This is a genomic window from Qipengyuania aurantiaca (genome assembly GCF_019711375.1).
GTDB lineage: Bacteria > Pseudomonadota > Alphaproteobacteria > Sphingomonadales > Sphingomonadaceae > Qipengyuania > Qipengyuania aurantiaca.
On sequence record NZ_CP081295.1, the window covers coordinates 2,204,406 to 2,217,820 of the forward strand.

Annotated in this window: 15 protein-coding genes and 1 tRNA gene; 10 read left to right on the forward strand and 6 right to left on the reverse strand. The window is 63.6% G+C overall.

Annotated elements, in window-relative coordinates; genetic code table 11:
- Window positions 1–100 precede the first annotated feature (100 nt).
- Window positions 101–271 carry a CsbD family protein gene (locus K3148_RS10725; protein ID WP_221424787.1) on the forward strand — a complete coding sequence of 57 codons (171 nt, stop codon included), beginning with the start codon at window positions 101–103 and terminating at the stop codon, window positions 269–271.
- A gap of 72 nt (window positions 272–343) precedes the next feature.
- Here the strand turns inward: K3148_RS10725 and K3148_RS10730 are convergent, their stop codons facing one another.
- Window positions 344–2,014 carry a thiamine pyrophosphate-binding protein gene (locus K3148_RS10730; RefSeq protein ID WP_221424788.1) on the reverse strand — a complete coding sequence of 557 codons (1,671 nt, stop codon included), beginning with the start codon at window positions 2,012–2,014 and terminating at the stop codon, window positions 344–346.
- A 149-nt stretch (window positions 2,015–2,163) separates the two neighbouring features.
- Here K3148_RS10730 and K3148_RS10735 point away from each other — a divergent pair, with 149 nt between their 5' ends.
- A complete protein-coding gene (locus K3148_RS10735) occupies window positions 2,164–2,358 on the forward strand; it encodes a hypothetical protein (RefSeq protein ID WP_221424789.1) in 195 nt (64 codons plus the stop codon).
- 22 nt (window positions 2,359–2,380) lie between these two features.
- Here K3148_RS10735 and K3148_RS10740 read toward each other — a convergent pair whose 3' ends face one another.
- Window positions 2,381–3,721: an MFS transporter gene (locus K3148_RS10740; RefSeq protein ID WP_221424790.1), complete on the reverse strand. Its 1,341-nt coding sequence runs from the start codon at window positions 3,719–3,721 to the stop codon at window positions 2,381–2,383.
- A 116-nt stretch (window positions 3,722–3,837) separates the two neighbouring features.
- On the opposite strand from K3148_RS10740, the gene pgsA reads away from it, so the two are divergent.
- Entirely contained in the window at window positions 3,838–4,431 is a 594-nt protein-coding gene (gene pgsA / locus K3148_RS10745) for a CDP-diacylglycerol--glycerol-3-phosphate 3-phosphatidyltransferase (protein WP_221424791.1), read from the forward strand.
- Between the two features lie 104 nt (window positions 4,432–4,535).
- Window positions 4,536–4,799 (forward strand): hypothetical protein, encoded by a 264-nt coding sequence (locus tag K3148_RS10750; protein ID WP_221424792.1) that lies wholly within the window; start codon window positions 4,536–4,538, stop codon window positions 4,797–4,799.
- Here the strand turns inward: K3148_RS10750 and K3148_RS10755 are convergent.
- Both K3148_RS10755 and rnd read right to left on the reverse strand, forming a co-directional pair.
- Entirely contained in the window at window positions 4,796–5,692 is an 897-nt protein-coding gene (locus K3148_RS10755; protein WP_221424793.1) for a hydrogen peroxide-inducible genes activator, read from the reverse strand. The genes K3148_RS10750 and K3148_RS10755 overlap by 4 nt on opposite strands.
- A gap of 113 nt (window positions 5,693–5,805) precedes the next feature.
- Complete coding sequence (rnd, locus tag K3148_RS10760; RefSeq protein ID WP_221424794.1) at window positions 5,806–7,023, reverse strand: ribonuclease D; 1,218 nt, start codon at window positions 7,021–7,023, stop codon at window positions 5,806–5,808.
- 171 nt (window positions 7,024–7,194) lie between these two features.
- Between rnd and aspS the strand changes: the two genes are divergently transcribed.
- Window positions 7,195–9,051: an aspartate--tRNA ligase gene (gene aspS / locus K3148_RS10765; protein ID WP_221424795.1), complete on the forward strand. Its 1,857-nt coding sequence runs from the start codon at window positions 7,195–7,197 to the stop codon at window positions 9,049–9,051.
- A 13-nt stretch (window positions 9,052–9,064) separates the two neighbouring features.
- Here the strand turns inward: aspS and K3148_RS10770 are convergent, their stop codons facing one another.
- Together K3148_RS10770 and K3148_RS10775 are read right to left on the reverse strand one after the other, a co-directional pair.
- Window positions 9,065–9,454, reverse strand: a complete 390-nt coding sequence (locus tag K3148_RS10770; protein WP_221424796.1) for a hypothetical protein — start codon at window positions 9,452–9,454, stop codon at window positions 9,065–9,067.
- A 77-nt stretch (window positions 9,455–9,531) separates the two neighbouring features.
- On the reverse strand, window positions 9,532–9,963 hold the full coding sequence (locus K3148_RS10775) for a ferritin-like domain-containing protein (protein WP_221424797.1): 432 nt from the start codon (window positions 9,961–9,963) through the stop codon (window positions 9,532–9,534).
- Window positions 9,964–10,117: 154 nt separating this feature from the next.
- Here K3148_RS10775 and K3148_RS10780 point away from each other — a divergent pair, with 154 nt between their 5' ends.
- The 5 genes from K3148_RS10780 to K3148_RS10800 all read left to right on the forward strand — a co-directional run bounded on the left by K3148_RS10780 (window position 10,118) and on the right by K3148_RS10800 (window position 13,360).
- Entirely contained in the window at window positions 10,118–10,354 is a 237-nt protein-coding gene (locus K3148_RS10780) for an acyl carrier protein (protein WP_006834437.1), read from the forward strand.
- Between the two features lie 94 nt (window positions 10,355–10,448).
- Window positions 10,449–11,708 carry a beta-ketoacyl-ACP synthase II gene (gene fabF, locus K3148_RS10785; RefSeq protein ID WP_221424798.1) on the forward strand — a complete coding sequence of 420 codons (1,260 nt, stop codon included), beginning with the start codon at window positions 10,449–10,451 and terminating at the stop codon, window positions 11,706–11,708.
- Between the two features lies 1 nt (window position 11,709).
- Entirely contained in the window at window positions 11,710–12,678 is a 969-nt protein-coding gene (mltG, locus tag K3148_RS10790; RefSeq protein ID WP_221424799.1) for an endolytic transglycosylase MltG, read from the forward strand.
- The gene (locus K3148_RS10795; RefSeq protein ID WP_221424800.1) at window positions 12,675–13,205 is read left to right on the forward strand and encodes a 2'-5' RNA ligase family protein; all 531 of its coding nucleotides are present in this window, start codon (window positions 12,675–12,677) and stop codon (window positions 13,203–13,205) included. Before mltG ends, K3148_RS10795 begins: the two co-directional genes overlap by 4 nt.
- A 78-nt stretch (window positions 13,206–13,283) precedes the next feature.
- Window positions 13,284–13,360 (forward strand) — tRNA-Met (locus K3148_RS10800).
- Window positions 13,361–13,415 lie beyond the last annotated feature (55 nt).

Consider the following 13,415-nt stretch of genomic DNA (forward strand, 5'->3'; position numbering starts at 1 on the left):
TTCGGGTGGTCGCAATCAAGCGGAACGGGATGCACCCTCGCCCCGTTATCTCCCTGTAAGCGCGCCGTTTTTGGCGTAACAAAACAAAAGGAGAGGCCCCATGGGCGAACTGACCGAAAAGATCAAAGGCAACACCAACGAAGCCATCGGCAATGTGAAGCAGCAGTCGGGTGATCCCGAAACGCGCGCCGAAGGCCGCCAGCAGGAACAGAAGGGCGAAGCCCAGCAGTTCAAGGGCGAAATCGAGGGCAAATTCGGCAACGACATTTGACGCCGACGCTTCACGCTGAGTTTCAGCGAGGAAGGGCCGTCTCCTTACCGGGAGGCGGCCCTTTCGCTTGAGTCACTTGTTCCTGAGGCCCGACACGGTTGCTCCGCTGGCCGCGAGCTGTTCGATCTCGATGTGGCAGTGGATCAGACGCAGGCCGCTGCGGCCTTCTGCGGCAACGAGCGCGTCCTTGAATTCCTGCGTGGTCCGTGCAGTCGCCGACCAGCCGCCGAAGGCTGTGGCCAGCGCGGCAAAATCGGGATTGGCGAGGCGGGTGCCGCTGATCCTCTCTTCGCCCGGGAATTCGCGCTCCTGATGCATGCGGATGGTGCCGTAGGCGGAGTTGTCGACCACGATGACGATTAGGTTTGCGCCGTGCTGGACGGCGGTCGCCAATTCCTGCCCGTTCATGAGGAAATCGCCGTCACCCGCCACGGCGACCACGGTGCGGTCCGAGTGGCGCAGAGAGGCGGCGACGGCGGCTGGCACGCCATATCCCATGGCGCCGCAGGTCGGGGCGAGCTGCGTCGGATAGCCCTCATAGCGCCAGTAACGATGCCACCAGCCGGCGAAATTGCCCGCTCCGTTGCAGATGATCGTGTCGGCAGGGAGCGTGTCGCGCATGAACTGGACGCACTGGCCCATGTCGAGCGCGAAATCGGGCGAAGGGTGCGCAGTCGCCCAGGCCTGCCATTCGGCATGCGCCTCGGCCCCGGCGTCGAAGTCGAGCACCTCGCCTTCGTCCCACAGAGCCGCGCTTTCGGCGAATTCGTCCATCTCGGCGCAAATCGCGAGATCGGCCGGGTAGACGCTGTTGAGTTCGTTCGGGTCGGGATGGATGTGGACCAGCTTGCGGTCCCCATCGACCAGCGGCGGGACGGCGTAGCCATCGGTCGTCGCCTCGCCCAATCGCGCGCCCACGGCGAGGACGAGGTCGGCATTCTTCACCCGCTCGACCAGCTTGGGATTGGGCCCGTAACCGAGGTTGCCCGCATAGACGCGGCTTGAGGGCGAGATCGCGTCCTGCCGCCGGAAGGCCGTCGCCACCGGGATGCCGAGCCGTTCGGCGAAGAGCTGGAAGTATTCGCGCGCCTTGGCGTTCCATCCCGCACCGCCGATCACCGCGATGGGTGAGGCGGCGTCGGCAAGCAGGGCCATCATCGCCTGCATCGCGTCGGGGCAGGGGGCCTGCGCCGGACGCTCGACGCGGGGGCGCGGCTTTGCCCCGGTGTCGCGGCTCAGCATGTCTTCGGGCAGGGCCAATACGACGGGTCCGGGGCGGCCTGAAATGGCGGTGGCGTAAGCGCGTGCGACATACTCGGGAATGCGATCGGCCGAATCGATCCGCGCGGCCCATTTGGCGATGGGGCCGAAGAAGGCTGCAAAGTCGACTTCCTGAAAGCCCTCGCGGTCACGCATCTCGCTGTCGACGTCACCGACAAACAGGATCATCGGCTGCGAATCCTGCATCGCGACATGGACGCCTATACTGGCGTTGGTCGCGCCCGGACCGCGGGTGACGAAGGCGACACCCGGCCTCTGCGTCATCGCGCCATCGGCGCAGGCCATCATCGCCACCCCGCCTTCCTGCCGGCAGGTGACGAGGTCGATCGCGTCTTGCTGCCCCAGCGCGTCGAGCACCTGGAGAAAGCTCTCGCCGGGGACGGTGAAGATCCGCTCGCACCCCTGTTCGATCAGGCAGTCGACGAGCAGCTTGGCGGCGGCGGGGGTAGGTCGCGTGGTCATGGCCACGCCGGTTAGCGAGGCGTGCGGTCTCGCGCAATCGAATGCATCGCGGTTCCCACTTATCCCCGTGATTTGGAAAAGCTGTCCCGAACTGGGGCAGGGCGGATTTGCGGGGAAACCGATAGTTAAAAAAACGTTAAACAGGCATCATGAGACGCGCACTTGTCCTCTCGAACGAAGCCGCCCGCCACTGGATGCGGGCCAGCTTGCCGACCCGCCGCCGCATGTTTGCGGACACGCCGCAAGGCACGCTGGTCGACTGGAAGCTGACGGCGAACGACGTGCGCGGTGTGGCGACGACCTATTTCGCGACTGTCGCTGCGGTTCTCGCCTTCATCATCTAAAAAGGGGCGAGGGCCAAGAGCCCTATTCTTCGTGCATCCCGGAGGCGCGCTCGGCCTCGAGTAGACGCTTGCCGAGCCATGCCGACACGAGGCACATGGCTGCGCTTATCAGCACCTGTTCCACGATCGGCACGCCCGCGGCGCTCATCGCCATGGCAAGAAGTGATCCGCCCACCATCGCGCCCGAATTGACGATATTGTTCGCCGCTATCGTGCGGGAGGCCTTGTCCGGCGCCACGCGCGTGGTGAGGAAAGCGTAGAGCGGTACGACGAACATACCGCCCGCGACCGCAATGCCGAGCAGGCACAGAAGGATGACCGAGGCCATCGGCCAGGCAAGGAAGCCCGCGACGTCGAGCAACTGGTCCGGCTTGTCCGCCTGCCACAGCTTGCACACGGCATAGAAGGCGACCACGAAGACGCCCATCGCGATCACCGATTGCGGGGCGTAGCGCGCCGAAACCTTGCCCTTCAGCAGCGCACCCACCGCGACCGAGCCGATGGCAACCCCGACCGAGAAGACCACGAGAAAGATGCTTGCCACTTCCTTGCTCGCCATGATCACGTTCTTGGCGAGCGGCGGGAACTGGATGAAGAGCACTGCGCCGATGGTCCAGAAGAAGCTTATGGCAAGGATAGCGTAGAAGACTTCCGCCTGGTGCATCGTGTCGCGCACCAGCTTCACCGAGGCGCGCAGGATGTGCCAATCGAGCTTTTCGACCGCGCCCTGCGGCGGAGCGTCCGGCACCTGCCGGGACACCAGATAGCCCACGACGGAGGTCAGGATAATGCCAACGGCAGCCACCTCGACCGGGATCCAGCCGGCAAGGATGGTGCCCGCCAGAATGGCGATATAGGTGCCCGCCTCGACGAGGCCGGTGCCCGCCAGCACTTCCTCCTTGCGCAAATGTTGCGGCAGGATCGCGTATTTGATCGGGCCGAGGAAGGTCGACTGGATGCCGGTCATGAACAGCGCCAGCAGCATCAGGAGGACCGGCACGCTGGTGTCGATGCCAAGGAGGTTCACCGGCATTTCGTACCCGCGCCAAGCAAGGAATAGGCCGGTCGCGCCGATCAGCATGAGCAGGATTTCGAAGGCCTTCACCCGGCGGATGATCGCGGCCTTGTCGCGCATGTCGGCCAGCTGCCCCGCCAGCGCCGAGAGGACGAAGAAGGGCAGGATGAACAGGCCCGAAGCCACGGCGGAGAACATCCCTTCCGCCTCTTCCGAATTGTAGATCTGATAGACGACGAACAGGACCATCGCGGTCTTGTAGAGATTGTCGTTGAAGGCGTTGAAAAGCTGCGTGACGAACAGCGGCAGGAACCGCCGCGTGCGCAGGAGATGCGTACTTGTGAACATGACCCCCCGGGAGGAAACCTTCCGTATAGGAACCCTTGGTAGAGACATCGCGGCGGCGGACAACCCCGCTTGGTATCTTTTGCGGCAGGGCGAATGCCGTTAGGGGAGCATTCCAGATGCTGAATTTGCCCAACATCCTGACCCTGTCGCGCATCGTGGCGATACCCGTGCTGGCTTTCCTGTTATGGTGGCCGGGCTGGGAGGCAGGCTATCTGATGGCGTTCGGCCTCTATGCGCTGATGGCGATTACCGACTATTTCGACGGCTATCTGGCGCGCACCAGCGGAACGGTGTCGAAGCTTGGCATCTTCCTCGATCCGATTGCGGACAAGATCATGGTGGCAGCCGTGATCCTGGTGCTGGCGGCGCAGGGCGTGCTGCGCGGGCCTTATGTGGGCGACGCGCACGTGATCGCGGGCCTCATCATCCTCGTGCGCGAGATTGCCGTGTCGGGCCTGCGCGAATTCCTGGGTGGCCTGCAGGTATCCGTGCCCGTCAGCCGGCTGGCGAAATGGAAGACGACCTTCCAGCTTCTTGCCCTCGGCTCACTCATCCTCGGGCAGGGCCTGCCGGAATGGAACGTCATGCTGGGCAGCGTGGAGGCCAACGTGCCGCACACGGTCGGCCTCGTGACGCTTTGGGCGGCCGCGGTGATGACTGTCATCACCGGCTGGGATTACCTGCGCGTCGGCCTCAAACACATGGATTAAGGCAAGCGCGGCCACATTGCTGCGACGAAACGGTTTGCGGCATAGATGCAACGCGCGTTGCATGGTGAACGATTTATCAACCAATCGCGTTCATACCATGAGACATGAGCGCAACCATTCATATGCTTCTCGCAGCACTGCTCAAGGTCGGTGCCGTCGCAATGATCTTCAACGAGGTCCGTGGTCTCGTACTGGCCGCACCCGTGCTTTACGGCATGTATACATCGGGTGGCACGGGTATGGCGATCTGGCTCGGTATCTGCGCGCTCGGCGGGATTGCGCTCAGCGTGATCGTGCCGCTCTTTGCCTATAAAAAGCTCGACAAGTTCGTGAAGAGCAAGGCGCAGGCGCAGCCCAAAGCCGCCTAACCGGCGCGCAATTCCTCAGCCAGCAATTCGAAATCGTCTCGGCGCGGTGAATTCTTGCGCCAGATGAGCGCGATCTCGCGGCTCGCCTGCCTGGATTTGAGCGGGCGCGCGACGACGTCCGTCCCTTTCAGGATCCCTGCGTCCACGGCCATTTCGGGCAGCATGGTGAGCCCGAGCCCGTTGTCGACCATCTGGACCAGCGTGTGCAGGCTGGTCCCGATCATCGTGGTCGAGCCACGTAGTTCGGGCCGGTTGCAGGCCGCCAGCGCGTGGTCCTTGAGGCAGTGGCCGTCTTCCAGCAACAGCAGGCGCCCGTCGTCGATCATGTCGGCCGTGACGGTCTCCGGCGGATCGCGGGGGTCGTCCTTGGGAAAGGCGACATAGATCGGATCGTCGGCGATATGCGCCTTGTCGACCTCGCCGGTGGCGAAGGGCAGGGCGAGAAGGACGCAGTCTACCCGGCCATGCTGGAGCGATTCGACAGCGTCGTGGCTGGTTTCCTCGCGCAGGAACAGCTCGAGATCGGGGCGTTCCTTGCGCAGGCGCGGCAGGAAACGCGGCAGCATGAAGGGCGCGATTGTGGGGATGACGCTCATCCGCAGCTGGCCCGCCAGCGGCTTGCCCGCCGCCTGGACCAGATCGGCCAGTTCCTCGGTTTCGCGCAGCACGCGGTGCGCCTTCTCGACCACCTGATTGCCAAGCGCAGTGAAGCGAACGACACGGCGGCTGCGTTCGACCAGTGTCACGCCAAGCAGCGATTCAAGCTCGCGAATGCCTGCCGACAGCGTCGACTGCGATACGAAGCTGGCGTCCGCCGCACGGCCGAAATGGCCATGTTCGTGCAACGCGACGAGGTATTGCAGCTGCTTGAGGGTAGGGAGGTAAGTGGACATGTCGTTTCGGCTCTATCCGTTTGCCCTGAGCTTGTCGAAGGGCCGTACTTCACTTCTGGTGACGCGCTAGAAGAAAAAGCGGTGCTTCGACAATCTCAGCACGAACGGAAACTCTACTCGCCCGTGATCACCTCGTCCTGCGCGGCTTCCATCATGCCGGCGTGCATATCGTCGACATGGGTCATCAAAAGGCGGCCATCCTTGACCGCGAAAGCAAGGCGGCCTTCGACCAGTTCGAGCGCGTCCTTGCCGAACACCTCGTAGCGCCAGCCTTGCAGGATAGGCAGTTTGCGCACACCCGCCGCCAGAGCTTCCATCTCGTCCGCGCGGGTCAGCAGGCGGGCGGCTACGTCGATCTCGCGGGCGCGGATCTTGAGGAGGAGCTTGAGCAGGTCCGCCACCAGCGCGCCTTCCTTGCCCAGCGGCGCGCCGCGCTTGGGCTTTTCGGGCATTTCGTCCTTGGGCAGCGGCTCGGCCTTGTCGATGACCTTCATCAGCCGCTTGCCGATGTCGTTGTCTTTCCACGCGTTCGATAGGCCGCGCACCTTGGTCAGGTCGCCCTGCTTCTTGGGCGGATGGCTGGCGATATCGGCCAGCGTTTCGTCACGCATGATGCGTCCGCGAGGAATGTTCTTATGCTGCGCTTCGCTCTCGCGCCAGGCCGCAAGCGCCTTGAGGCGGCCGAGTACGGTGGGATTGCGCCCCGGCGAGCGGATGCGTTTCCACGCCAGATCGGCATTGTTCGCGTAATTCGCCGGATCCGCGAGCTTGTCCATTTCCGCATCCAGCCAGACGCCGCGCCCGGTCTTGATCAGCTTGTTGAGGATCATCGGGAAGATCTTGGACAGGTGCGTCACGTCGCCGATGGCGTATTCGATCTGGCGATCGGTCAGTGGACGGCGGCTCCAGTCGGTAAAGCGCGCGCCCTTGTCGACCGTGATCCCCATCCAGCTTTCGACGAGATTGGCATAGCCGATCTGTTCGTTCTGGCTGATCGCCATCATCGCGATCTGCGTGTCGAAGATGGGGTGCGGTGTCTTGCCGGTGAAATTGTAGACGATCTCGACATCCTGCCCTCCGGCGTGGAAGACCTTGAGGACCTCCTCGTTGTCGCACAGCAGATCCCACAGCGGCGCAAGGTCGATCCCGTCGGCCAGCGGATCGATCGCCGCGGCCTCTTCCTCGTTGGCGATCTGCACCAGGCACAGTTCCGGCCAATAGGTGTTTTCGCGCATGAACTCGGTGTCGACAGTGACGAAGTCGCTCTTCGCCAAACGCTCGCACAGGGCGGCGAGGGTGTCGGTATCGGTAATCAGGTCGTGTATTTTCATCGTGTCTTTTCTTGTCTTGAGCGGAGTACCGCTCCCGGCCTGGACGGACTTGACAAAAAGTCGCCCTTGCCCTGTTAGCGCGCGCGATTCCTCGCTAGAGGGCTGCGCCACGCACCAAGTGATTCAGGCGCGCCCTTAGCGCCATACATCCCAAATTGGAAAGAATTCCAGATGCACGCCTATCGTACCCACACCTGCGCCCAGCTGACCAAGGACAATGTCGGCGAAACCGTTCGCCTGTCGGGCTGGGTGCATAACAAGCGCGACCATGGCGGCGTGCTCTTCGTCGACCTGCGCGATCACTACGGCATCACGCAGATCGTTGCCGACAGCGACAGCAGCGCGCTGCCGGTGCTGGAAAAGCTCAAGCTGGAATCGGTCGTCACTATCGATGGCACCGTGAAGGCGCGTGACGAAGTGGCGGTGAACAAGAACCTGCCCACCGGCGAGATCGAGGTTTTCGCCCGCGAGATCGAAATCCAGAGCCGCGCGGAAGACCTGCCGCTGATCGTGAACCAGGCGGAAGACTATCCGGAAGAAACGCGTCTCAAGTACCGGTTCGTCGACCTGCGCCGCGAGCGCGTTCATAAGAACATCATGCTGCGCAACCAGGTCATCACCAGCCTGCGCCGCCGCATGACCGACCAGGGCTTCAGCGAGTTCCAGACCCCGATCCTCGGCGCATCCTCGCCCGAAGGCGCGCGCGACTATCTCGTGCCCAGCCGCCTTCACCCGGGCCGTTTCTACGCCCTCCCGCAGGCGCCGCAGATGTTCAAGCAGCTGCTGATGGTCGCCGGTTTCGACCGTTACTTCCAGATCGCGCCCTGCTTCCGCGACGAAGACCTGCGCGCCGACCGCAGCCCCGAGTTCTACCAGCTCGACTTCGAGATGAGCTTCGTGACGCAGGAAGACGTCTTCCAGGCCATCGAACCGGTGCTGGCCGGCGTGTTCGAGGAATTTGCGGACGGCAAGACCGTGACGCCCGCCGGTGAGTTCCCGCGCATCCCCTATGCGGAATCGATGCTGAAATACGGCACCGACAAGCCCGATTTGCGCAACCCGCTGATCATTAGCGACGTCACCGACCACTTCACCACTTCGGGCTTCGGCCTGTTCGAGAAGATCGTCGGCACCGGCGGCCGCGTGCGCGTGGTCCCGGCCCCGAACACGCAGGACAAGAGCCGCAAGTTCTTCGACGAGATGAACGACTGGGCGCGCCGCGAAGGTTTCGCGGGCCTCGGCTACGTCACCCGCAAGGGCGGCGAATTCGGCGGCCCGATCGCCAAGAACCACGGCACCGAGGGTATGGAAAAGCTCTACGCCGAACTTGGCCTTGGCGAAAACGATGGCCTGTTCTTTGCCGCGGGCAAGGAAAAGGACGCGGCCAAGCTGGCAGGGGCTGCGCGCACCCGCGTGGCCGAGGAGCTGGGCCTCATCGAGGAAGGCTGCTTCAAGTTCTGCTGGATCGTCGACTTCCCGATGTTCGAATACGACGAAGACGCCAAGAAGGTCGATTTCAGCCACAACCCCTTCTCCATGCCGCAGGGCGAGATGGAAGCGCTGGAAACCAAGGACCCGCTCGATATCCTCGCCTGGCAGTACGACATCGTATGCAACGGCTACGAACTGTCCTCGGGCGCCATCCGTAACCACCGCCCGGACATCATGTATAAGGCGTTCGAAATCGCCGGTTATACGCAGGCCGACGTGGACGCGAACTTCTCGGGCATGATCGAAGCCTTCAAGCTGGGCGCCCCGCCGCACGGCGGTTCGGCCCCGGGCATCGACCGCATCGTGATGCTGCTCGCCGACGAGCCGAACATACGCGAAGTGATCGCATTCCCGCTCAACCAGAAGGCGCAGGACCTGATGATGGGCGCGCCCAGCGTGGTCGCCCCGAGCCAGCTGCGCGATGTGCATATCCGTCTTGGCGGTGCGGCGCTGGAAGCCCAGAAGGCGGCCAGCCCGGCGGAAAAGACGGACCTGAACTCCGAAGCCACGAAGCGCGACGCTCCGCCGGAGGGCTGACCGTCACCTCGGCCTACGGGTAGGTCCGGTTCACGATGAAGGCGTCGCCCCGGCACTTGCCGGGGTTGCGCGCCCACGTGATCATTTCGTCGATGGTGTTGTACCCGCCCTGGAAGCGCGCGACGGTGCCCAGATCAATGCGGGCGCCGCCGTTTTCGGACGGCAGGATGATAGTGTCTCCTGACAATCGTGTGCCGAGAGGCATGATGAGGTGCACGAGTGGCTGCCGCTGCCCGTCGAGAACCGGCTCGATGATCAGGCAGCGGTCGATGAGATCCACCTTGCCTTTGATCGTCGCGCCGAGGTCGATGCCGGCGTATCTGTAGCTGGGGAGCGGCGGCGGTGCTGTGACGCAGGCGGCAAGGGCCGCGGAAGCCAGCAGTAAGGGGAGTGGGGAGCGCATTTCCCCTCAACGCCCAACAAGCAAAAAGGGCGCGGAGATCAAACTCCGCGCCCTCTCTTTTACGACTGCTCGCTGGATCAGTCGTACTGCTGTTCGATCATGTCGCCGAAGCGTTCGCCTTCGCAGATTTCGTTGTAGCACTGCTCGACGATGGCGCGTTCCTGCGCTTCGAGCTGGTTGCTTTCGAGCGCTTCCTGGAACTTGCCCTTGATGTAGTCTTCGCCTTCCTCGACGCGTTCGGCAGCGGCTTCGTCGTCGCTCTCGAATGCGGAGGTAATGCTCTGCCACATCTGGTGCGCTTCACCGGTCATCGTGCCCTTGGTGACGAGTTCGTCGCCTTGGCGTTCGAGTTCCGCGTTCATCTGGCGCAGCGTGCCTTCACGCTGGCTGCAACGCTGCTGCAGGGCCTGCTTCAGCTGCGGGCTGTCGGCCTTTTCGCCGGCCTGGCGGTATCCTTCGACCGAATCGAAGGTGGTGTCGGTGAGGCTCTTGAATACGGTGGTAGCCATGATTTTGCTTCCCTTTTCAAAATGGTAACTGCCCAAGCAACGACCAAAACCGACAATGGGTTCGAATGACCGGACGAGTTGCCCTTGCGCTGCGCCGCGCCGTTCATTAGGGCGTGACGCAACGTAATAACCCCCAAGATGAGAGGGAATATAAATGAGCGATACTGCCGACCGCGTGCAGAAGATTGTCGTCGAGCATCTCGGCGTCGAAGCAGACAAGGTCACCCAGGAAGCCAGCTTCATCGATGACCTGGGCGCAGACAGCCTCGACATCGTCGAGCTGGTCATGGCCTTCGAAGAAGAATTCGGCGTGGAAATTCCCGACGATGCGGCTGAGAAGATCACCACCGTCGGCGATGCGACCAAGTACATCGAAGAGCACAAGGGCTAAGCCCAAAGTGCTTTTTGCACCCGCGTAACGCGGGACCGGACAGGCCCGACCCTGATAATGGGCCGGGCCTGTTGTCTTTTTTGCGGAGAATTTCATGCGTCGTGTGGTCGTTACCGGACTTGGCCTCGTCACCCCGCTGGGCGGCGACGTCGAAACCACCTGGTCAAACCTTATCGCCGGAAAGAGCGGGGCAGGGCAGATCACCCGCTTCGACACCACAGGCCAGAAGGCCACCATCGCCTGTGAAGTGAAGCCCAAGGACCATGAATACGGCTTCGACCCCGATAAGCGCGTCGACCATAAGGTCCAGCGCCAGGTCGACCCTTTCATTGTCTACGGCATCGACGCCGCGGGACAGGCGCTGGAAGACGCCGGTCTCACCGAGATGGACGATGCAACCAAGGAACGCGCCGGCGTCTCCATCGGTTCCGGCATCGGCGGCCTGCCGGGCATCGAGAGCGAATCGCTCGTGCTGGAAGAGCGCGGCCCCGGCCGGGTCAGCCCGCACTTCGTCCACGGACGCCTGATCAACCTCATCAGCGGGCAGGTCTCGATCAAATACGGCCTGATGGGCCCGAACCACGCGGTCGTCACCGCCTGTTCGACCGGCGCGCACTCGATCGGCGATGCGGCGCGTATGATCGCGCTGGACGATGCCGACATCATGCTGGCAGGCGGCGCAGAAAGCACTATCAACCCGCTCGGCGTGGCAGGCTTTGCGCAGGCGCGCGCGCTCAACACGAGCATGAACGACCGCCCCGAAGAGGCTAGCCGCCCCTACGACAAGAATCGTGACGGTTTCGTCATGGGCGAAGGCGCTGGGGTGGTAGTCCTCGAAGAATACGAACACGCCAAGGCACGCGGCGCGAAGATCTACGCCGAAGTCGTCGGCTATGGCCTGTCGGGCGATGCCTATCATGTCACGGCACCGCATCCCGAAGGCCGCGGTGCAGAACTGGCGATGAAGATGGCGCTGAAGAAGTCGGGCCTCGAACCCTGCGACATCGACTACGTAAACGCCCATGGCACCTCGACCATGGCGGACACGATCGAACTGGCCGCGGTGAAGCGCGTGCTGGGCGACGATCTGTGCGGCGCTTCGATGAGCAGCACCAAGTCGGCGATCGGCCACCTTCTCGGCGGTGCGGGCGCGGTGGAGGCGATCTTCTGCATCCTCGCCATCCGCGACCAGGTCGTGCCGCCCACGCTCAACCTCCACGATCCGGACGAAGGCACCGAAGGCGTCGATCTCGTGCCGCTGACCGCGAAGAAGCGTGAAGTGAAGGCCGCGCTCAACAACAGCTTCGGCTTCGGCGGGACCAACGCCTCGCTGATCGTCAAGAAGGTCGACTAAGGTGAAGAAGCTCGCCCTAGTCGGGGCGGTGCTGGCCTTGATCGCCGTGCTGGCCACGGGCTGGTTCGTCGCGCCCTACAACGCGGCGAGCAATCTCGAGGAAGACACGCCCTATGTCGTCAAGCAAGGCGCGACGCTGACCTCGATCGCCCGCGACCTCGAGACACAGGGCATCATCGACGATGCCGACGCCATGCTGCTGCGCGCCAAGGTTCTGGGCGGCGATGACCCGATCCAGGCGGGCGAATTCATGCTGCCTGCGGGCGCGAGCTTTTCCGCGATCGTCGACACGCTGCAGAGCGGGGACGTCATCCGCCGCTTCGTGACCGTGCCCGAGGGCCTGCCGTCCATCCTCGTCTACGAACGGCTGATGGCCGAAGACCTCCTGACCGGCAATATCGAGGTGCCGGAAGAAGGCTCGGTGCTTCCCGACACCTATGATTTCGAACGCGGCGAGAGCCGGGCAGCCGTTCTCGCGCGCATGCAGTCCGCGATGGACACCTATCTCGCCGAGGCGTGGGAAAGCCGCACTGCAAAGGCCGTGGTCAAGTCTCCGCAAGAAGCGCTCGTCCTCGCCTCCATCGTCGAGAAGGAAACCGCGCAGGCCGACGAGCGCCCGATGGTGGCGGGCGCGCTGTCCAACCGCGTGCGCATCGGCATGATGCTGGGCGCGGACGCGACGACGATCTACCCGATCACCAAGGGCAAGCCGCTTGGTCGGCGTATCCGGGTGTCGGAATTGCGCAGCACCAATCCCTACAACACGCGTGCCGTGGCAGGCCTGCCGCCCGGGCCGATCACGAATCCGGGCCGCGAGAGCATCGCTGCAGTGCTGGACCCGGCCGAAACCAAGGCGCTCTATTATGTCGCCGACGGCAGCGGCGGGCACGTCTTTGCCGAGACGCTGGAAGAGCATAACCGCAACGCCGCCGCCTGGCGCAAGCTGCGTCGCGAGCGCGGGGAAATGTGAGCGCAAGTGTGAGCGGCGAGGGCGCGCCCCTGATCCTGACGGCGGAGCTCCCGCCCGAATTGCATCGCCGTTACACCGATTTGCGCACGCAGCATTTCCCGCCCGAGCGCAATTATCTCGAGGCACACGTCACGCTTTTTCACGCCATCCCCGCGCAATGCGAGGAGGAGGCGCGCCGCTACCTCGCGCGGCTGGTGGGCGAGGTTCCGCCGATCAAGGGGCAGGTCGAGGGGTTGATGTCCCTAGGTGGGGGGACCGCAATCAAGCTGTCGAGCCCGGAGCTTCTCGCCCTGCGGGACGAAATTGCCGAGTATTTCCGCGGGATGCTGACCCAGCAGGACCAGCATCGCCCCCGGCTCCACGTGACGATCCAGAACAAGGTCACCTCGAAGGAGGCCAAGGCGCTGCAGGCCCAGCTTTCGGGCCTGATCGAGCCGCGCGAATTCGCCTTTCCGGGCCTCGCTCTCCACGCCTATCGCGGCGGTCCGTGGGAATTCCTGCGCCGCTTCGCATTTAGGGGCAAATGAGTGTTGACCGCATGGGCTTCGCGCCCTAAATGCGCCGCCTGCCGAGCGGGCCAACAGGCGCGCCGCATGGCCTTTCGGGGCGGAGTAGCTCAGGTGGTTAGAGCAGCGGAATCATAATCCGCGTGTCGGGGGTTCGAGTCCCTCCTCCGCTACCAAATTTCCCGCATGACGGATCGCAACGCTTCCCGCCGCCGGCGCGCGCGCGGCGCT